Raw genomic sequence first — 19815 nt, 5'->3', positions numbered from 1 at the left:
ACAATCCTTATCTTTAGGGCGAATTCTAAATTATAATGAAATGGCGACTAAAAAAAAGACAATCACAAAGGATGATATAGTCTCAAAATACATGAATGAAGTTTTAGAAAAAGGACAAAAGCCTAAATCGGTTTATCATTTTGCAAAGGAAAATGATTTTACAGAAGCTGAGTTTTATGCTTTTTTTGGAACATTAGAAGGTTTAGAAAAAGAAATATTCCGACTGTTTTTTGAAAATACAGTCAATCTTCTTCATAAGAACGAAGAATATCAAGGATATGATATGAAAAACAAAATGCTGAGTTTTTATTTTACTTTTTTCGAAATACTTACTGCCAATAGAAGCTATGTCTTGCAATCGCTTAAGATTGACAGAAATCCGCTTAAAAATTTAGTACAGCTAACCACACTTCGAAATAGTTTTAAAGAATATGTTTCTGAAATCCTGACAGACGATTACAGACTAGAACAGGAAAAGTTTCAAAAGTTTCAGGAAAAAGCCATTCAGGAATCTTCTTGGTTGCAATTAATGTTGACAATTAAATTCTGGATGGAAGATGAATCTCCTGCTTTTGAGAAAACCGATATTTTCATTGAAAAATCAGTTAATGCATCGTTTGAATTAATGAATGTAGCACCAATGAATCATCTGATAGATTTCGGAAAATTTTTGTTCAAAGAAAAAGTATACAGCAGATAATGAAAACAATCGATTATATTCCGACCTCAAAAATAGAAAGAGCAGGAAAATTGGTTCAGACAGGTGCTAAAATTGGTGTAAACTATGTAAAGCATTATGCTGAAAAAATAGTAAATCCCGATCTGACGCGTGATAAACTAAACGAGAATAATGCCGAAGATATTTATGACGGACTAAAAAGCTTGAAAGGAAGTGCACTAAAAGTAGCGCAGATGTTAAGCATGGATAAGAACTTTTTGCCACAGGCTTATGTAGAAAAGTTTTCTTTATCTCAGTTTTCAGTTCCTCCGCTTTCTGCTCCGCTAGTTTTAAAAACTTTCAAAAGCAATTTTGGAAAAACGCCATATGAGATTTTTGACGAATTCAATCCAAATTCTGTAAATGCGGCAAGTATTGGTCAGGTACATTTGGCAAAGAAAGGCGATAAAAAACTGGCTGTTAAAATTCAATATCCAGGAGTTGCCAATAGTATTTCGTCAGATTTGGCTTTGGTAAAACCTATTGCGATTAGAATGTTTAATCTGCAAGGAAAAGATTCTGATAAATATTTCAAAGAAGTTGAAGACAAACTAATTGAAGAAACAAACTATTTACTGGAATTAAAACAAAGTCAAGAAGTTGTAGAGGCGTGCAGTAAAATAGAAAATATCAGTTTCCCGAATTACTATCCAGAGTTTTCGTCAGAGAAAATCATTACAATGGATTGGATGACGGGAATTCATCTTTCTGAATTTACAGATGTAAATAAAGATCAAGAAGTGGGCGACAAATTAGGTCAAGCACTTTGGGATTTTTACATGTATCAAGTGCATGTTTTGCGAAAAGTGCATGCAGATCCGCATCCGGGAAATTTTTTGGTAGATGATAAAAACCAATTAATTGCTTTGGATTTCGGTTGTATGAAACAGATTCCAGATGATTTCTACATTCCGTATTTTGAATTAATCAATAAAAACATACTCTCAGATCCAAATCTTTTTAATCAAAAATTATTCGAATTAGAAGTTCTAAGAGCAGATGATTCAGCTTCAGAAATAGAATATTTTACCAATATGTTTTTTGATTTGCTGTCTCTGTTTACGAAACCCTTTCAGAATGATTCCTTTGATTTCTCAGACGAGAAATTTTTTAATGACATAGCAGTATTAGGAAAACGTTTTTCAACCGACACTAATCTTAGAAAGATGAACGGAAACCGTGGGTCTAAGCACTTTATTTATATGAACCGTACTTTCTTTGGCTTATATAATTTAATGTTTGATTTGAAAGCGAAGATTGTGGTTGATAATTATTTGAAATACTAGAAGTTTAGAAATTCCAATTTTTTAAATTCCAAATTCCAATTTTATATGCATAGGCCTTTGTTAAAGTTTCAAGCTTTGACAAAGGTTTTTTTAGTTTAGTTTGTCATCCTGACGAAGGAAGGATCACACTTGCAAATCGACAAAGGTCGGCTACATTCTGTGTGGAGTTTCTAGTGTGATCCTTCCTTCGTCAGGATGACAAAAATGAGAATAAATCTGCTAGATCTGCAAAATCTGCGAGAAACAAAATTTAAGCGTCAAGAAAAAACTTGAAACTTTAAACCTGAAACAAAAAAAAACTATTTCAAAATCCCAGCCTTGTAAGTAGCAATCGCACGATCTCTTGCAAAAGCATGATCAACCATTGGTTCATTATAGCCTAAATCAAATTCAGGAATCCATTTACGGATGTATTCTCCTTTTGGGTCAAATTTCTGCTGTTGGATTTCGGGATTAAAAACTCTGAAATAAGGCGCGGCATCGCAACCTGTTCCTGCTGCCCATTGCCAGTTTCCTACGTTTGAAGCCAGTTCAAAATCTAAAAGTTTTTCGGCGAAATAAGCTTCGCCCCATCGCCAATCGATAAGCAAATGTTTGCATAAAAAACTCGCTACAACCATTCGAACGCGATTATGCATATAGCCAGTTTCGTTTAACTGACGCATTCCAGCATCGACCATCGGATATCCTGTTGTTCCAGAACACCAGCGTTTGAAGTCCTCTTCGTTATTTCGCCATTGAATGCCGTCGTAATTCGACTTGAAATTATGATTGACACAATTCGGAAAGCTAAACAAAATCTGAATAAAGAATTCTCTCCAGATTAATTCGCTTAAAAAAGTCTGATTTTTTCGGTTTGCCCAATTTACCAATTTACGAATACTCACAGTTCCGAATCGCAAATGTGGCGAAAGATAAGAAGTGCTGTCTAAAGCGGGAAAATCTCTTGTTTCTTTATACTGGGCAATTTGTGTTAAGTTGTGCGGCTTGACTTTTATATCGCTTCTTTCAAAACCAATTTCGGCTAAATCAGGAAAAGTAAATTTATTTTTCGCGAAATTGCTTTGAAACGGAACTGAGTCACATTCCGTAGCAGAGCCTAAAAAATGATATTTCTCCAGCCATTTATTTTTATAAGGTGTGTAAACAGTGTACGGAAGTCCGTCAGCTTTTGTGATTTCTTTTTTCTCAAAAATAACATGATCTTTATAAAAGAAAGTTTCAATGTTGTTTTCTTTTAATAAAGCAGTTATTGCTGTGTCGCGTTTAACGGCAAAAGGTTCGTAATCTTTGTTAAAGAAAACCGATTGAATATCAAATTTTTCGATAAGTGATTTCCAAACGTCTTTTGTTTTTCCTTTTTTTATTAAGATGGAAGAGTCAAATTGATTTAATTCTGAATTTATCTTTTCGAGAGAATCGTAAATGAAAGTTACTCTAGCATCATTTTTTGTAAGATGTTCTAAAATGTCATCGTCAAAAATGAATAATGGAACAACAGGAAAATCTGATTGCAAAGCATGAAATAATCCCGTGTTGTCTTCTAAACGTAAATCGCGTCTAAACCAGAATAAAGTAACTTTTTGTTTTGTCATTATTGTATGAGATTTTTAAACACATCGAAACATAGATTTTCTTTTTCTTTTAAGAGTTTAGAAAGAAACTAGTTTCTAACACATAGCTATGTGTTTAATTTTTAAGTTTTTTAGAATTAAATAATTCTTCGATCTTATTAAATCTATAATCGAAAATACTTTTCAATTTATTTTTTACTACCAATCTATTCATGATTCTTCCCAAGATTCCGAAAGGTAGAGCATAATGAACAATATCTGTCATTTTGGTTTCGCCATCTGGCGTTGGTTCAAAGAAATGTTTATGATGCCACAATCTATAAGGGCCAAATTTCTGAATGTCTACGAAATACTCGTTTTCTTGACAAGCGGTAATTTCGGTAACCCAAGACATTTTGATTCCGAAAAGAGGTTTTAAGGTGTACGTGATAATCTGTCCCTGATACATGCGTCTACCATCGTAATCTTGAATTTGGAAATTCATATTATCGAGCGTAATGGTTTGAAGGTTTTTGGGACTCGAGAAAAAATCCCAGCAATCTTCAATACTTGCATTGATATGTTGTACGGTTGCTATCTTGTATAATTTCATAATCTCAAATCTTTTTTGAAATACGTGAGCGTTAGGGATTGAATTGAAGCTCTATTTGCGGCAGGCTTTTTCTGCCTGACATAAAAAAGCGGGAACGAAAAGCCCGATCCGGCGCTGCGGAAACGCCCAAATAATTTTACATTTTATAATATTTGAATGGTACGAATAGCATTCCAAAACATTCTCCTTTTTCTTTGCCTAAATGTTTGTGGTGTATTTTATGCGCCTTTCTAAGTCCGATGAGGTATTTGTTTTTGGTATTTTTAAACCATTTAAAACGCTGATGGATTAATACATCATGAATTAGAAAATAACAGATTCCATAAAGTGTGATTCCGCAGGCAATAAAAAACAAATAATTGAATCCGCCTTGAACACCGAAGTAGAATAAAATAATACTCGGAGTGGCAAAAATGACAAAGAAAATATCGTTGCGCTCAAAAGTGTTTTCGTATTTCGGCTGATGATGATCGGCATGAAAATACCACATAAAACCGTGCATAACGTATTTATGAGTTAGCCACGTCACACATTCCATAAGGAGAAAAACGCCTAAAAAGATTAAAAAAGAAATCATTTTATAAATGTTGATGTTTTAAAATTATTGTTTTATTGTTGTTGAGTTTAGCTTTGGATTATAAAAGATTGACTCAAAAGAGTTTTTTTATTGACGATTCCCTCATTTTTGTCATTTCGACCGAAGGGAGAAATCTTCGCAAGTAGCTCCTCAACAGTATGCCAATCTTTGTGGAGTTTCTCGTGGAGATTTGCTTCGCCAGTTCGCTATCGCTCGAGTTTCCTTCGTCGAAATGACAATTTTGGGCTTAAATGTAATGCTTTACAAGATGAATTTCTATACCAACTTCAATTTGTAAGTCACAAAAGACTGCGCCAAAAGTCCTGCTTTTGTATAATTGGAAACTCGAATTCTTGAATTTCCAATTTCATAGTAAGGTGTGTTTTTTAGCTTTTTCAATAATTTTTTATAATAAACATAAGCTGTGTAAACACCGAATTTGGCTTCGATAGGAAGTTTTACAATTCCTTGATAAGCAATTCTGAAATCTTCTTCGATTTCTTTAATGATTTGTGTTTTAGAGTCTTCTGTGAAATTATTCAGATTTACACCAGGAAAATAAGTTCGATTCAGGATGGTATTGTCATCTTTTAAATCTCTCAGGAAATTTACTTTTTGAAAAGCCGAACCTAAATGCATAGCTTCATTTTTCAATTGTTCGTATTTGTGTTCTTTTCCAGAAACAAAAACTTTCAAGCACATCAGTCCAACGACATCTGCAGAGCCGTAAATGTAATCTATATACTCAGCTTGTGTTTGATAATTTGATTTTATCAAATCCATTTTCATACTTTTCAAAAAAGCCTGAACCAAGTCGTCTGTAATGTTATATTCTTTTACGGTCTGCTGAAATGAATTTAAAATAGGATTTAAACTGATGCCTAATTGTATTGCTTTGTAATATTCTTTTTCAAAATCTTCAATGAGATATTCTTTTTCATAATCATGAAAAGAATCTACAATTTCATCAGCAAAACGAACAAATCCATAAATGCTGTAAATGGCATCACGAATACTTGGTGAAAGCATTTTAACAGCAAGTGAAAATGATGTACTGTAATTTTTAGTTACGAGTTTGCTGCACTTGAAAGAAACGGCGTCAAATAGTGATTTCATTTTTTAAGATCTAAATGATTTTTGAATTAATTCAGCTGCTAGTTTTCCTGAAATTAAAGCAGGCGGAACACCTGGCCCAGGAACAGTTAACTGTCCTGTAAAATATAGATTCTTGACTTTTTTGCTTTTTAATTTTGGTCTTAGAAAAGCCGTTTGTAATAGAGTGTTAGCCATTCCGTAGGCATTCCCTTTGTAAGCGTTATAGTCGTTTACAAAGTCATTTTTGCAGAACGACCTTTTAAAGATAATGTTATTTTTAATTTTTTGTTGTGTAAGTGCTTCAAAACGAGTGATTATCTTTTCAAAATATTCTTCTCGTAAGTTTTGATTGTCTTCAATTCCGGGTGCGAGCGGAATTAAGAAAAATCCAGATTCCATTCCGTCTGGCGCTGTAGTTTTATCTGTTTTGGATGGAAAATTAGCGTAGAACAACGGTGCTTCCGGCCATTTTGGATTATCGTAAATATCTGCTGCATGCTGATTGAAATCGACATCAAAAAATAAAGCGTGATGTGAAATGTTTTCTATTTTTTTATCGAAACCAACAAAAAATAGGAGAGAAGATGGGGCAAAAACTCTATTTTCCCAATATTTTTCAGAGTACATTCTGTGCTCTTTTTCGAGTAGAGTTTCAGAATGATGATAGTCGGCACCACTTAAAACAACATCTGCTTTTATGGTTTCGCCATTAATTATAATTCCTTTTGCTGTTTTGTTTTCAACGATTATTTTTTCGATTGCCGCATTGGTTTTAATAGTAACACCAAGTTCTAATGCCAATTTTTCTATTCCTCGAATAACATCAAACATTCCAGTTTTAGGATGCCAAGTTCCTAAGCCGAAATCGGCATAATTCATAAAATTGTAAAAAGATGGTGTCTTAGTCGGTTTTGCTCCAAGAAATAAAACTGGAAACTCGAGAATCTGAATTAATCTTTCGTTCTTAAAATTTTTCCGAATATCAGTGCTTACGTTTCTAAAAAACTGATTGAGTTTTAATGTAGTTTCTTTTGTAATTAATTCAAGAGGCGAAATTCCAGGGCGATAAACCAAATCTTTAATAGCAATATCATAGTTGCTTTTGGCTTGGTCGATAAAGATTTGCAGTTTTTGACCGCTACCTTTTTCAATGGTTTCAAAAGTATATTTTATTTCCTCGAGATTGTCATAAATGCTGATGAAATCGTTAATTCCAAAATACACTCGATATGCTGGACTCAATTTTATCAGCTCGTAATAATCAGAAGGTTTTTTATTGAAATCTTGAAAAAAGCGTTCGAAGACATCGGGCATCCAATACCAGCTTGGCCCCATGTCAAATGTAAAACCTTCTTCTTTGAATTGTCTAGCTCGCCCTCCAATAGTACTATTTTTTTCATAAATAGTTACTCTGTTTCCTTGCTGGGCAAGGTAACAAGCGGCTGCCAAAGAAGAGAAGCCAGAACCTATTATTTGGATAGTTTTTCTCATTTGTTTAACAAATATAAGAAAAACTTAAACAAAAATAAATTAAAGCATGTTAATAGTTTCTTCCATTGAGTCAAAAACGCGTATTCTGTCTGTAAGGACTTTTGGGTCTATATATTCAACCATTTTACCCATCAGCCAGATTTCGTTGGTTTCTTGCAATAATTTCTGTGCCATCGATTTTACGTATTGATTTATTACGCTTCGATCTGGTTGAACGGTCATGAAAGAAACAAACGTAATGTTTTCAAAATGTTTAGTTAAATCTTGCAGGTTTTCAATAGGCATGCTTTCTCCAAGATAAATGGTTTTGTAGCCTTTATCAAGAATTTCATATTGCAGATATAACAATCCAATTTGATGTATTTCGTTTAGTGGAAGCGATAAAACAAAAATTCGATCAGTTTTGGTTGGTTTTCTAATCTGTAGGCTTTCTGTGTAAATCAATATTTTTTGCTTAATTAAATGACTCATAAAATGTTCATTAGCAGGAGTAATGGTTTCAGATTGCCATAATAATCCCAGCTCTTTTAAAAGAGGTAAAAAATGTTCTTTAAAAACTTCTTTAAAGGTCTTTTCTGTAATAAGCCAATCGAATGTGTTGAAGAATAACTCTTGGTCAAAATTCATCATTGCCATTTTAAAAGAAGTAATGGCGTAGTTTTGAGAGTTTTTCTTCGAAATTATTTCGCGTACCAACTGCGGTATTTTTTCTTCAGGGTATGTTGCAATTTTAGAAATTTTATACCCGTATTCGTGCAGTAACGTAATATTTAAAAGTTTCTGTAAATTGTGAAGATTGTAAAATCTAATATTAGTATCAGTTCGCATAGGTTCAAGGATATTGTATCTCTTTTCCCAGATGCGTATAGTATGCGCTTTTATTCCAGATAAGTTCTCAAGATCTTTAATGCTGAAAACAGTTTTTATATTGTTTATCATTTTTCGCGATTAAGTCAACAAATGTAAAATAAAATCTTAGATTCGGCCTTAAAACTACATTAAAAAGATAGAGAATTAGTGGTTTACGTATTTAAAATATATTTTTTACCTAAAATCAGGTATATAATTTTTAAGAAATATATTACTTTGGCAAAAAAGAAAGGTCTGCATATTTTTAATATGCAGACCTTTTTTGAATTCATGAGTTTTTTATTTACAAAAAGTAGCTTTGTTTTTTATAGCGCTTTGGCTTCCAAGTTCAATTGCTTTGCTAAAATCTTTGCAAGAGTTTTTCTTGTCGCCAATTTTGTTGTAAGCTAAACCTCTTAAGTTGTAAGCAACGTAATCTTTTGGGTTTAAACCTAAAGAAGACGTGCAATCCTCAATAGTGCCTTGATAATTCTGTAGTTTGTAGTTGACATTGGCTCTGCCTGTAAAAGCATCCGCATTCATGCTGTCCAGTTCGATTGTTTTGCTAAAGTCGGCTTGAGCTCCTTTTAAGTCGTTTAGCTTGAATTTTGCGACACCGCGATTCTGATAAGCTTCAACGAATTTAGAATTCATGCTAATGGCTTTTGTGTAATCGGCGATTGCGCCTTTGGTGTTGCCAGCTTCAGCTTTTTTCATGGCTTTGTCGAAATAGCCCGTTGCAGATTGTGCCCAGATAGAGCAGGTCATCATTATAAATGATGCTAATAGTAGGTTTTTCATAAAACTAATTTGGGATTAGTGGTTTAATTATTTCCCAACGAATTTAAGAAAGTTTTTATTTTGTAAGAGATTTTCTTTTTAAATAATTGCTACTAAAGATGTAAATGATAAAGCAAGATTAATTTAGGTTTTTTAAAGTTGTATTTTTGAGACATGGATATTTCCTAAAAAGAAAAAAGGTCAAGTAAAATAAATTACCTGACCTTTTGTGACCCGACTGGGGCTCGAACCCAGGACCCCATCATTAAAAGTGATGTGCTCTACCGACTGAGCTATCGAGTCTTCATTTCTTCAATGAGGGTGCAAATATAAGTACTTATTTTAGCTTATTGGCTGTTTTTTGAAACGAATTTTAAATTAATTTCAATAAAATTTATAAATCCTTATTTTACAGTAAAATAGCTTTTTTAGTTTTTTAAGTGACCATGGAGGGATTTGAACCCTCACGCCCTTGCGAGCACCACCCCCTCAAGATGGCGAGTCTACCGTTTCTCCACATGGCCTAAAAAGAAAAAAGGTCGAGTAAAATAAATTACCCGACCTTTGTGACCCGACTGGGGCTCGAACCCAGGACCCCATCATTAAAAGTGATGTGCTCTACCGACTGAGCTATCGAGTCATTGCTTTCAAGAAATTTAATTTGTTAATCACAAAATTTGTGACCCGACTGGGGCTCGAACCCAGGACCCCATCATTAAAAGTGATGTGCTCTACCGACTGAGCTATCGAGTCATTTAATTTCTTGAATGCGGGTGCAAATATAAGGAGTTTTTTTTGAAGTTTCCAAGCTATTTTGTCATAAATTTGTCTTTTTTTTGGAAAAATCTCCAATTGCTTAGTTTATAAGGTTTTATTAATATGAAAAAAATTGTACTGTTAGGTTACATGGGCTGCGGAAAGTCCACAATCGCCCAAAATTTGTCAAAAATTACAAATATTCCGTTCTTAGATTTGGATAAATGCATCGAAGAAAGAGCAAAATTATCCATAAATGAGATTTTTGAGAAGCATGGGGAAGTCTATTTTCGAAAATTGGAGCACGAAATGTTTGTTGAATTGCTGCAATCTTCTGAAAATAATATTATCGGATTAGGAGGAGGAACTCCATGTTATGCCAATAATCATGAACTGTTAAAAGGAGATGACGTTGTATCTATATATTTGAAAGCATCAATTGATACCTTATATAATAGATTGGTGCATAACAAAAGCAAACGCCCTTTGATTGCTAATATGAATGAGGAGGAAATGAAAGAGTTTATCGCGAAACATTTATTCGACAGAAGTTATTATTACAATCAAGCAAAACATAAAGTTTCTGTAGATGATAAATCTGTCGAAGAAACGGTTCAGGATATTTTAGAAATCTTAGCTTAGAGAGGCATAATCGCCGTTTTCTGAATTGAAAACTACTTGAACATGCTCTAATAAAGAAGTTGAAAGTGAAATTCCTTTAAAATCTGCCTTTACAGGATATTTTTTATGGTTTCGGTCAACAAGTACTGCTGTTTTGAATTTTTTAAGCGGAACGTCTAAGAAATGACGAACAGCATAAATTAATGTGGTGCCAGAGTTTAAGACATCATCAACTAGAACAAGACCTTTGTTTTTATAATCTTCAGGGCTTAAGGAAGTTTGTATCGCTTCTTGCGGATTTTGTTTGTTTACTTTTACTTCGCAGATAGAAACCTTTAAGGTAGAAATGCTGCTAAGTGCCGAAGCGACTTTTTCGGCGAAAACAAATCCGTTAGAAGCAATCCCTGCAATAACAACTTCTTCTTCGTCAACAAAAGTCTCGTAAATTTGATAAGCGATACGTTTTATTTTATGTTCGATTTCCTGATGTGTTAGGATAATATTGCTGCTCATAGTGTTTTTTTTGCTAATATAATTAAATTAAAATCCAAGATAGAAAATCCAAATTCCAATTCTTGAGATAATTTTATTTTGTCGATTTGAAATTGGATTGTTCTTTTAGAGTTTGGGATTTAAAAATGGAGTTATTCAGTTTCATTTTCTTCTTCATCCTCATCGTAAAAATCGTCTCCGTAATCGTCAATGTCTCTTCGGTCCTTTTTAGTCGGACGTCCTGCGCCTGTTCTTCTAGAATGTTCTTTAGATAGCTTTAACATCTCTAGATGAGCAAAAGCTTCTGGCGGAGTTTCGTTTTTTTGATAAATATCTACCAACTTTGCTCCAACACGATTTTGCGGAATGTCTAAAACTGTTATTATTTGTGTAATTTGATCTTTTCTAAAGGTAATTCGATCTGTAGGAAAAACTTCTTTTGAAGGTTTTGCAATCTGCCCATTTACAGTGATCTGGTTCTTTTTGCAGGCTTCAGTAACCATGTTTCTGGTCTTGTAATAACGTACGCACCACAAGTATTTGTCTATTCTCATAATTTTTCTAAAATCCAAGTTAATTTCTTTACAAAAATAAATCAATATTGTATCTTGCGCACCTAAAAAAATGCTAATAATGAATAAATTTAAATATTATTTTGTTTTATTGCTTGCTGGTCTTGCCATCGTTTCTTGTAATAAAAAGGATGAGGATGATCCGGTGATTGTTCCTTTAAGGGATTATCAAGAACAATTTAATACTGATAATGCAGATATTGAAGAATATTTAAAGACCTACTACATCACAGTTTCTGCAGATATGGATGTCACTTTTACGAAAATAACAGACCCAGCAGCGCAACCTTCTATCATGTCATATTTGAATAGCCCAACCTTTCCAAAATTGCTTTTAAGAGAAATTCCGTATGTACATGGAATAACTTATAAAATGTATTATTTGGTTTTAAGAGAGGGTGTCGGGATTTCTCCTATGAATACCGATGGAGTTGTAACGGCGTATAAAGGGGAATATATGAAACGTGTAGATGCAACAGCTAAGGATCCTTCATATGTAACAACTACATTTTTTGAACAAGTAGTTTATCCGAAAGTAAGTCTGGATCTGTATACAACTATTATGGGTTGGAGCGAAGCTTTTCCTCAATTTAAAACAGGAACAACTACTTATAATGCTGATGGTACTGCTAATTATCAAGATTTTGGAGCTGGAGTTTTATTTATTCCTTCTGGTTTAGGATATTATGCAGGCGGATCGGGCTCAATTCCAGCCTATTCTCCATTAGTTTTTACTATCAAATTATATGATATTAGAAGAATGGATCATGAAAATAATGGATATAGCAGTGTTGGGGAAGTAATATTAAATCCTGATGGTGTTTTTGATTATCAGGAAGATATTGATGGTGATGGTTATGTGCGTGATTATAGAAATACAACTTTATATCCAAAACCTCCAGCAAACCCTGATGACAGTGATAAAGATGGAATTCCTGATTTTTTAGATCAAGATGATGATGGAGATGGTTATACAACTCGATTTGAAATTACAAAGCCTAGCGATCAGGTGGGTTGGGGAACACTAGATGGAAATGCTTTCTATTTTGGAATAAGAAACTATTATCCTTGGGATCCATTGACGGATGATGCTACTACGCCAAATGTTGATGAAACAGAGCCAAGAGGAATTCCTAGCAGGCCAAGTGGAGATCTAACTGATCCTACGAAACCTGAATCAATAACAAATCCTGCTAAATTTGTTCCAGAAGATTATACGAAACCTGGACGATTGAGAATTCATCTGGATAAAACGTATCCTTATCAGAAGAAGTAAAGTAAAATATAAAAAAATAAAATAAGATTCCTCGAAATGTAAGTTTCGAGGTTTTTTTATGAGAAAAATCTAGATGAATTTTTGATCTGTCAGTTTTTAAGAAACGGCAATGCAATAAAAAACCTCGAAATGTGAATTTCGAGGTTTTTTTATAAAGTAAGAGAGTTTAAGAATTTACTTTCTTTTGATTACTCTTTCTACAGCTTCAACAATTGCTTGATTGTTTAATTTGTATTTCTCCATTAATTGCTCTGGAGTTCCAGATTCACCAAAACTATCTTTAACAGCTACAAATTCTTGTGGAGTTGGATTGTTTAGGGCTAATACTCCAGAAACACTTTCTCCTAGACCTCCAAGGTAGTTGTGCTCTTCTGCAGTAACTACACATCTTGTCTTAGCAACCGATTTAAGAATTGCTTCTTCGTCAAGAGGTTTGATAGTGTGGATGTTGATAACTTCAGCAGAAATTCCTTTTGCTTCCAGTTTTTCAGCTGCGATAAGAGCTTCCCAAACTAAGTGTCCTGTTGCAATGATAGTAACATCTGTTCCTTCGTTTAATAAAATTGCTTTTCCAATTACGAAAGGTTCGTCAGCAGGAGTAAAGTTAGCAACTACTGGACGACCGAAACGTAAATATGCTGGTCCGTGGTGATCTGCTAATGCAATAGTTGCTGCTTTAGTCTGGTTGTAATCGCAAGTATTGATTACAGTCATTCCTGGCAGCATTTTCATTAAACCAATATCTTCTAAGATTTGGTGAGTTGCTCCGTCTTCTCCCAAAGTTAAACCAGCGTGAGAAGCACATATTTTTACATTTTTATCTGAGTAAGCAACAGATTGACGAATTTGATCGTAAACTCTACCAGTAGAGAAGTTCGCAAAAGTTCCAGTAAATGGAATTTTTCCGCCAATTGTTAAACCTGCAGCGATACCAATCATGTTTGCTTCAGCAATTCCGATTTGGAAAAAACGCTCTGGGTGATTTTTTTTGAAATCATCAAATTTTAATGATCCGATTAAGTCAGCACATAATGCTACAACATTTTCGTTTTTTTGACCTAGTTCTGTCATTCCCGCTCCAAAACCAGAACGAGTATCTTTACTTCCTGTATTTTCGTATTTTTTCATTTTATTTCTTTTGTGGTACTAAGCTTCTAAGTGACTAAGTTTCTAAACTGAAAACTGTCTACTAAGATTGCCTACTTTTTAATAGTCTGCTAAAGTTGAAACGTTTTGAGCCAAAGCACTTGCTAATTGGTCATTGTTTGGCGCTTTACCGTGCCAAGCATGAGTATGCATCATGAAATCTACTCCGTTACCCATTTCTGTATGCAATAAAATACAAACTGGTTTTCCTTTTCCTGTTCTTGATTTAGCATCAGTCAATCCAGCGATAATTGCATCGATGTTGTTTCCTTCTTTGATCTCTAAAACATCCCAGTCAAAAGCTTCGAATTTAGCGCGAAGACTTCCCATTGGAAGAACTTCATCTGTAGTTCCGTCAATTTGTTTTCCATTAAGGTCGATAGTAGCGATAATGTTATCTACTTTTTTAGCAGAAGCATACATAATAGCTTCCCAGTTTTGGCCTTCTTGTAATTCTCCGTCTCCGTGTAAACTATATACGATATGATTGTCTTTGTTTAATTTTTTAGCTTGAGCTGCACCCAAGGCTACAGATAAACCTTGTCCTAATGAACCAGATGCAATACGAACTCCAGGTAAGCCTTCATGAGTTGTTGGATGCCCTTGTAAGCGAGAATCTAATAATCTGAATGTAGCTAATTCTGAAACTGGAAAATAACCGCTGCGTGCTAGAACGCTATAAAAGACAGGAGAGATGTGTCCGTTTGAAAGGAAAAATAAATCTTCTCCAATTCCGTTCATATCAAACCCCTCTTTGCGGTCCATAATATTTTGATATAGTGTTACCAAAAATTCAGTACAACCTAGTGATCCTCCTGGGTGTCCAGAGTTTACAGCATGTACCATTCTAAGAATATCTCTTCTTACTTGGATCGTTAAATCGCTTAATTGTTGTGTGTTAGGCTTCATTTTATATGTAAAATTTTAAACTGTAGCAAAAGTAACGGATATTTTGTGGGGAGACAAATGATTTTCTGCTTTAGTTCGTTTCAATTGTTAAATTTTTTTGCTCTTTTCTTATCAGAATTAAGGAAAATGCAAGAAATTGATAATTACATATAAACGTTTTGCCACACATTAAACAATTGTAATGATTTTTAAAAATCTATTTAAATTGTTTAATTTGTGGCAAAAATGTAGAAATTAAGAAGGTTTAATTGGTGTCGCCCTCACTGTAATAATTATTTTCTTCGTCTTCTGAACCAATGTCTTCTTGATCATCGTCTAATTCAGAACCAGGAACGTCCAAATCATTTCCGATTTTATCGCTGTTTTGTTTCCATTCGTTATTGTTTTGAATGATAGTTTTATCAGTTGAAATATTTTCGGGATCTATATCTTCTAGTTTATCTTCTTGATTATAGATATCTTCATTTGAGGGATAATTTAGATTTTCTAAATTTTTTTCTATTTCATTTTCTTTTGCTGTGTTTTTGTCTTCTGAATTTATCATAATGCAATGTATTAAAGATTAATTAAGAGGTTTGATTGTTTTATAAAGTTATAAAATTCTGATAATTTGGGATTTATATTTTTTACAGATAAAAAGTTTTATCATTTACATTTTTTAAGATTTACTTAAATTCTTGCATTTAGAATCTAAAATCAGAAATTAAGAAAACATTAGCTAAATTTCTAATTGACAAATAATCTAATTAATAAAATTTCCTGAAATTAAACTATCTTTGCCGTCCCGAACAGTAGGGAGAAAAACGAATTTATGAAGTTTGATTTATTACAAAAGGATCCGCAGTCTAAAGCTAGAGCGGGAAGTATTACTACAGATCACGGAGTTATAGAAACTCCTATTTTTATGCCTGTTGGAACAGTTGCTTCTGTAAAAGGAGTGCACCAGCGTGAATTGAAAGAAGAGATTAATCCCGACATTATTCTTGGAAATACCTATCACTTATATCTGCGTCCACAGACCGAAATTTTGGAAAAAGCAGGAGGATTACACAAGTTTATGAACTGGGATCGCAATATTTTGACCGATTCTGGAGGATATCAAGTGTATTCGCTTTCGTCAAATAGAAAAATTAAAGAAGAAGGAGTAAAGTTCAAATCGCATATTGATGGTTCTTACCACTTTTTTACGCCAGAGAATGTAATGGAAATTCAGCGTACAATTGGTGCTGATATTATTATGGCTTTTGATGAATGTACGCCTTATCCTTGCGATTACAGATATGCGCAACGTTCAATGCACATGACACATCGCTGGTTGGACCGTTGTATTAATCATTTGGATAAAGTGCCTTATAAATATGGCTATGAACAAACATTTTTCCCGATTGTTCAAGGAAGTACTTATAAAGATCTTCGTCGTCAGTCGGCTGAATATATTGCTAATGCAGGACAGCAAGGAAATGCAATTGGCGGACTTTCTGTAGGTGAACCTGCTGAAGAAATGTATGCCATGACAGAAGTGGTTTGCGAAATTCTTCCAGAAGATAAACCTCGTTATTTAATGGGCGTTGGAACTCCAATTAATATTTTAGAAAATATTGCATTAGGAATTGACATGTTCGACTGCGTTATGCCAACTCGTAATGCAAGAAACGGTATGTTGTTTACAGCAAATGGAACAATCAATATCAAAAATAAAAAATGGGAAGCTGACTTTTCTCCAATCGACGAAATGGGACACACTTTTGTAGATACAGAATATACGAAAGCATATTTACGCCACTTATTTGCAGCCAATGAATATTTAGGAAAGCAAATTGCTACGATTCATAATCTTGGCTTCTATATGTGGTTGGTTCGTGAGGCTAGAAAACATATCTTAGCAGGCGATTTTAGACCATGGAAAGAAATGATGGTTAAAAATATGAGCCAAAGACTTTAAAATATATTGATTTGTTTAATCGTTTATTCGGTTAAACGATTAAACAAATAATCGATTAAATTCTACTATGTTAACAATAATAGATAAATACATCTTAAAGAGATATCTGGGGACTTTCTCAGTCATGTTGCTTTTATTTGCGCCAATCGGAATTGTGATTGACGTTTCTGAAAAGGTAAATAAAATGCTTGAAAATAAGATTCCGTTTGGAGATATTGCTTTCTATTATTACAATTTTACGATTTACTTTATTAATTCGCTGTTTCCGATATTTTTGTTTTTATCGGTAATCTGGTTCACATCAAAATTGGCTAATAATACAGAGATTATTGCGATTTTGAGTTCTGGAATTTCATTTACGCGTTTCTTGCGTCCTTATATTATAGGTGCAACAATTGTTTCGATTTTTGTGTTGCTTATGGGATTTTTTATTGTTCCTGCAGCCAGTGAAGGCTACAATAATTTTAGGTATACTTATTTGAAAGGAAACGGAAAAGAGCTCATGCGTGGTGAGAATACAAATGTTTTCAGACAAATCAATGATCATGATTTTATATTTGTAAATAGCTTTAATGAAGAATCAAAAACAGCTTTCAATTTTTCTTTAGAACATTTCGAAAAAGAAAAATTGACTTATAAAATTACTGCAAGCCGTATTAAATGGGATCCAAAGAAGAAGATTTATGTTTTATACGATTATACAAAAAGAACTATAGGCGAGCTAAATGACGTGCTTGAGAAAGCTCCTGAAAAAAATGTAGCTTTTAAATTTGAATTGGCCGATTTGACCCCCGTAGTTTACATCGCAGAAACCCTTACTCTTGGTAAACTAATTGATTTTATTGAAAAAGAAAGAAAAAGAGGTTCAGGAAACATAAATACCTATTTGGTTGTTCTTTATAAAAAATATAGTATTCCGGTTTCGGCATTTATTTTAACGATTATTGCGGTTTCGGTTTCTTCTATGAAACGCCGTGGTGGAATGGGAATGAACCTTGCTATTGGAATCGCAATCGCATTTTCATTTGTATTCTTTGACAAAATCTTTGGTACACTTGCCGAAAAATCTACATTCTCACCTTTATTAGCTGTTTGGTTTCCGAATATTGTTTTTGGAATTTTAGCGGTTTACCTATTACGTAATGCGAAACGATAATTTAAAAAGCTATCTAAATCTTCACTTAATTGTTTTTATTTGGGGTTTTACGGCCATTTTGGGTGCTTTAATTACAATTGATGCCGAAAATCTGGTTTGGTACAGAATGCTGATTGCAATGATTTTTCTAGGCGGATTTATTGCTTTTAAAAAACAATCTTTTCAGGTTCCGATAAAAGAATTCTTTAAATTGATTTTTGTCGGATTATTAATTGCGCTTCATTGGATTTTCTTTTTTAAGGCAATTCACGTTTCCAACGTTTCCATTACGCTTTCCATATTTTCATTAGGAGCATTTTTTGCCTCTTTGTTAGAACCATTATTTTACGGAAGAAAAGTGCTTTGGTATGAAGTTCTTTTCGGACTTGTAATAATTGCTGGGTTAGGACTCATTCTTCAAGTTGAAATAAAATACCTTGAAGGTGTTTATTATGCATTAGCTGCAATTATTTTAGGAGTTTTATTTACTTTAATGAATGGGAAATTAATTTCAGATCATGAACCTTCTGTAATTACTTTTTATGAGTTTGGTGCAGGAGTTTTTTTTATTACGATTTATTTTTTATTTCAAGGAAAATTTACAGCAGATTTCTTCGAGATGTCTTTAAATAACTGGATTTTATTATTGATTTTGGCTTCAATCTGCACGGCTTATGCATTTACTGCTTCGGTAAAAGTAATGCAAAGATTGACACCTTATACTGTAATGTTAACCACTAATTTAGAGCCAGTTTACGGGATAGTTTTGGCTTATTTTATCTTGGGTGGAAAAGAAAAAATGAGCATTGAGTTTTACATCGGAGCGGTAATAATTATTATAACAGTTATTCTAAACGGTGTTTTCAAACATTATCAGAACAAGAAAGAAAACTTGCAATAGTTTTCTTATTATTAAAATGCATTTTTATACTTTAAATAACAATTAACTTCGCCAATGATATAATATTTTTATATTTGCGGTTCGATTTACAAACAAAATTCAAAAATCCATGGAATATTTAGATTTTGAGCTTCCAATTAAAGAACTTGAAGAACAGTTAGAAAAGTGTGTTATTATTGGAAAAGAATCTGACGTTGACGTAACACCAACGTGCAAGGAAATCAACAAGAAATTAGAGCAAACGAAGAAAGATATATACAAAAACCTTACGGCTTGGCAGAGGGTACAATTGTCAAGACACCCAAATAGACCTTATACTTTAGACTATATCAAAGCAATATGCGGAGATACTTTCTTAGAACTTCATGGAGACAGAGGTTTTAAAGATGATAAGGCAATGGTTGGTGGTCTTGGTAAAATAAACGGACAATCGTTTATGATTATCGGTCAGCAAAAAGGTTTTAATACAAAAACGCGTCAATACCGTAATTTTGGTATGGCTAATCCAGAAGGATACCGTAAGGCTTTACGTTTGATGAAAATGGCAGAGAAATTCGGAATTCCAGTTTTAACTTTAGTAGATACTCCAGGTGCATATCCAGGATTGGAAGCTGAGGAAAGAGGGCAAGGAGAAGCTATTGCTAGAAATATCTTCGAAATGGTTCGTCTGCAAGTGCCAATCATTACCATTATTGTAGGTGAAGGTGCTTCTGGTGGAGCTTTAGGAATTGGTGTTGGAGACCGCGTTTATATGTTAGAAAATACTTGGTACTCTGTAATCTCTCCAGAATCTTGCTCTTCTATTTTATGGAAAAGCTGGGAGTACAAAGAGCGTGCAGCTGAAGCTTTAAAATTGACTTCTTCTGACATGAAAAAACAAAAACTTGTTGATGATGTGATTCCAGAACCACTAGGAGGAGCGCATTATGACCGAGAAACTACTTTTAAAACAGTAGCAGAATATATTACAAAAGGATATAACGAATTGAAAGACTTATCAACAGCCGATTTAATTGCCCAGAGAATGGACAAATACAGCAATATGGGCGAGTTTAAAGAGTAAATTCATAAAATAGAATGAAAAATCCGAAGCCCTGCGGTTT

The 19815-nt window shown here is 33.6% G+C and carries 20 protein-coding genes and 4 tRNA genes; 8 read left to right on the top strand and 16 right to left on the bottom strand.

From position 1 onward, the window contains the following. Positions 1-40 precede the first annotated feature (40 nt). The gene (locus ACNRYB_RS00360) at positions 41-700 is read left to right on the top strand and encodes a TetR family transcriptional regulator C-terminal domain-containing protein (RefSeq protein WP_111363805.1); all 660 of its coding nucleotides are present in this window, start codon (positions 41-43) and stop codon (positions 698-700) included. Further along, positions 700-2004 carry an ABC1 kinase family protein gene (locus ACNRYB_RS00355; protein WP_473728927.1) on the top strand — a complete coding sequence of 435 codons (1305 nt, stop codon included), beginning with the start codon at positions 700-702 and terminating at the stop codon, positions 2002-2004. Before ACNRYB_RS00360 ends, ACNRYB_RS00355 begins: the two co-directional genes overlap by 1 nt. Before the next feature lie 299 nt (positions 2005-2303). Here the strand turns inward: ACNRYB_RS00355 and ACNRYB_RS00350 are convergent, their stop codons facing one another. The 11 genes from ACNRYB_RS00350 to ACNRYB_RS00300 all read right to left on the bottom strand — a co-directional run bounded on the left by ACNRYB_RS00350 (position 2304) and on the right by ACNRYB_RS00300 (position 9715). Beyond that, complete coding sequence (locus ACNRYB_RS00350; RefSeq protein ID WP_473728926.1) at positions 2304-3599, bottom strand: cryptochrome/photolyase family protein; 1296 nt, start codon at positions 3597-3599, stop codon at positions 2304-2306. 94 nt (positions 3600-3693) lie between these two features. Beyond that, positions 3694-4170 carry an SRPBCC family protein gene (locus ACNRYB_RS00345; protein WP_473728925.1) on the bottom strand — a complete coding sequence of 159 codons (477 nt, stop codon included), beginning with the start codon at positions 4168-4170 and terminating at the stop codon, positions 3694-3696. A 136-nt stretch (positions 4171-4306) separates the two neighbouring features. Further along, complete coding sequence (locus tag ACNRYB_RS00340; protein WP_473728924.1) at positions 4307-4747, bottom strand: sterol desaturase family protein; 441 nt, start codon at positions 4745-4747, stop codon at positions 4307-4309. A 276-nt stretch (positions 4748-5023) separates the two neighbouring features. Next, a complete protein-coding gene (locus ACNRYB_RS00335; RefSeq protein WP_473728923.1) occupies positions 5024-5863 on the bottom strand; it encodes a phytoene/squalene synthase family protein in 840 nt (279 codons plus the stop codon). Between the two features lie 3 nt (positions 5864-5866). Then, positions 5867-7333 carry a phytoene desaturase family protein gene (locus tag ACNRYB_RS00330; RefSeq protein WP_473728922.1) on the bottom strand — a complete coding sequence of 489 codons (1467 nt, stop codon included), beginning with the start codon at positions 7331-7333 and terminating at the stop codon, positions 5867-5869. Positions 7334-7372: 39 nt separating this feature from the next. Beyond that, positions 7373-8272, bottom strand: coding sequence for a MerR family transcriptional regulator (locus tag ACNRYB_RS00325; RefSeq protein WP_473728921.1), 900 nt, complete (start codon positions 8270-8272; stop codon positions 7373-7375). A 210-nt stretch (positions 8273-8482) separates the two neighbouring features. Further along, positions 8483-8983 carry a tetratricopeptide repeat protein gene (locus ACNRYB_RS00320; protein ID WP_242502569.1) on the bottom strand — a complete coding sequence of 167 codons (501 nt, stop codon included), beginning with the start codon at positions 8981-8983 and terminating at the stop codon, positions 8483-8485. 209 nt (positions 8984-9192) lie between these two features. Then, positions 9193-9265: transfer RNA gene (locus ACNRYB_RS00315), tRNA-Lys, on the bottom strand. 138 nt (positions 9266-9403) lie between these two features. Continuing rightward, positions 9404-9486, bottom strand: a tRNA-Leu gene (locus ACNRYB_RS00310). Between the two features lie 43 nt (positions 9487-9529). Continuing rightward, positions 9530-9602 (bottom strand) — tRNA-Lys (locus ACNRYB_RS00305). A 40-nt stretch (positions 9603-9642) separates the two neighbouring features. Further along, a tRNA-Lys gene (locus tag ACNRYB_RS00300) sits at positions 9643-9715 on the bottom strand. A gap of 126 nt (positions 9716-9841) precedes the next feature. Here ACNRYB_RS00300 and ACNRYB_RS00295 point away from each other — a divergent pair. After that, positions 9842-10360 (top strand): shikimate kinase, encoded by a 519-nt coding sequence (locus tag ACNRYB_RS00295; protein WP_129748094.1) that lies wholly within the window; start codon positions 9842-9844, stop codon positions 10358-10360. On the opposite strand, the gene ACNRYB_RS00290 is transcribed toward ACNRYB_RS00295, so the two are convergent. Together ACNRYB_RS00290 and ACNRYB_RS00285 are read right to left on the bottom strand one after the other, a co-directional pair. Then, positions 10352-10852: a phosphoribosyltransferase domain-containing protein gene (locus ACNRYB_RS00290; RefSeq protein ID WP_129748095.1), complete on the bottom strand. Its 501-nt coding sequence runs from the start codon at positions 10850-10852 to the stop codon at positions 10352-10354. The two genes, ACNRYB_RS00295 and ACNRYB_RS00290, sit on opposite strands and share 9 nt — an antisense overlap. Before the next feature lie 131 nt (positions 10853-10983). Next, complete coding sequence (locus ACNRYB_RS00285; protein ID WP_129748096.1) at positions 10984-11385, bottom strand: RNA-binding S4 domain-containing protein; 402 nt, start codon at positions 11383-11385, stop codon at positions 10984-10986. Positions 11386-11464: 79 nt separating this feature from the next. Here ACNRYB_RS00285 and ACNRYB_RS00280 point away from each other — a divergent pair, with 79 nt between their 5' ends. Then, the gene (locus ACNRYB_RS00280; RefSeq protein ID WP_129748097.1) at positions 11465-12679 is read left to right on the top strand and encodes an FKBP-type peptidyl-prolyl cis-trans isomerase; all 1215 of its coding nucleotides are present in this window, start codon (positions 11465-11467) and stop codon (positions 12677-12679) included. A 174-nt stretch (positions 12680-12853) separates the two neighbouring features. On the opposite strand, the gene ACNRYB_RS00275 is transcribed toward ACNRYB_RS00280, so the two are convergent. From ACNRYB_RS00275 to ACNRYB_RS00265, 3 genes are all read right to left on the bottom strand, one after another. Beyond that, the gene (locus tag ACNRYB_RS00275) at positions 12854-13807 is read right to left on the bottom strand and encodes a transketolase family protein (protein WP_111380241.1); all 954 of its coding nucleotides are present in this window, start codon (positions 13805-13807) and stop codon (positions 12854-12856) included. A 78-nt stretch (positions 13808-13885) separates the two neighbouring features. Beyond that, positions 13886-14734: a transketolase gene (locus ACNRYB_RS00270; protein ID WP_343707407.1), complete on the bottom strand. Its 849-nt coding sequence runs from the start codon at positions 14732-14734 to the stop codon at positions 13886-13888. A gap of 244 nt (positions 14735-14978) precedes the next feature. After that, positions 14979-15278, bottom strand: a complete 300-nt coding sequence (locus ACNRYB_RS00265; protein ID WP_129748100.1) for a hypothetical protein — start codon at positions 15276-15278, stop codon at positions 14979-14981. 267 nt (positions 15279-15545) lie between these two features. On the opposite strand from ACNRYB_RS00265, the gene tgt reads away from it, so the two are divergent. From tgt to ACNRYB_RS00245, 4 genes are all read left to right on the top strand, one after another. Next, positions 15546-16676 carry a tRNA guanosine(34) transglycosylase Tgt gene (gene tgt / locus ACNRYB_RS00260; RefSeq protein WP_129748101.1) on the top strand — a complete coding sequence of 377 codons (1131 nt, stop codon included), beginning with the start codon at positions 15546-15548 and terminating at the stop codon, positions 16674-16676. Positions 16677-16743: 67 nt separating this feature from the next. Next, a complete protein-coding gene (locus ACNRYB_RS00255) occupies positions 16744-17832 on the top strand; it encodes an LptF/LptG family permease (protein ID WP_129748102.1) in 1089 nt (362 codons plus the stop codon). After that, positions 17819-18712 (top strand): DMT family transporter, encoded by an 894-nt coding sequence (locus tag ACNRYB_RS00250; protein ID WP_473728920.1) that lies wholly within the window; start codon positions 17819-17821, stop codon positions 18710-18712. Before ACNRYB_RS00255 ends, ACNRYB_RS00250 begins: the two co-directional genes overlap by 14 nt. A gap of 109 nt (positions 18713-18821) precedes the next feature. Then, on the top strand, positions 18822-19775 hold the full coding sequence (locus ACNRYB_RS00245; RefSeq protein ID WP_008464922.1) for an acetyl-CoA carboxylase carboxyltransferase subunit alpha: 954 nt from the start codon (positions 18822-18824) through the stop codon (positions 19773-19775). Positions 19776-19815 lie beyond the last annotated feature (40 nt).

The organism is Flavobacterium sp. CR10 (assembly GCF_055814415.1).
Note: the sequence above shows the minus strand (reverse complement) of the source record. Positions and strands in the feature narration are given on the sequence as shown.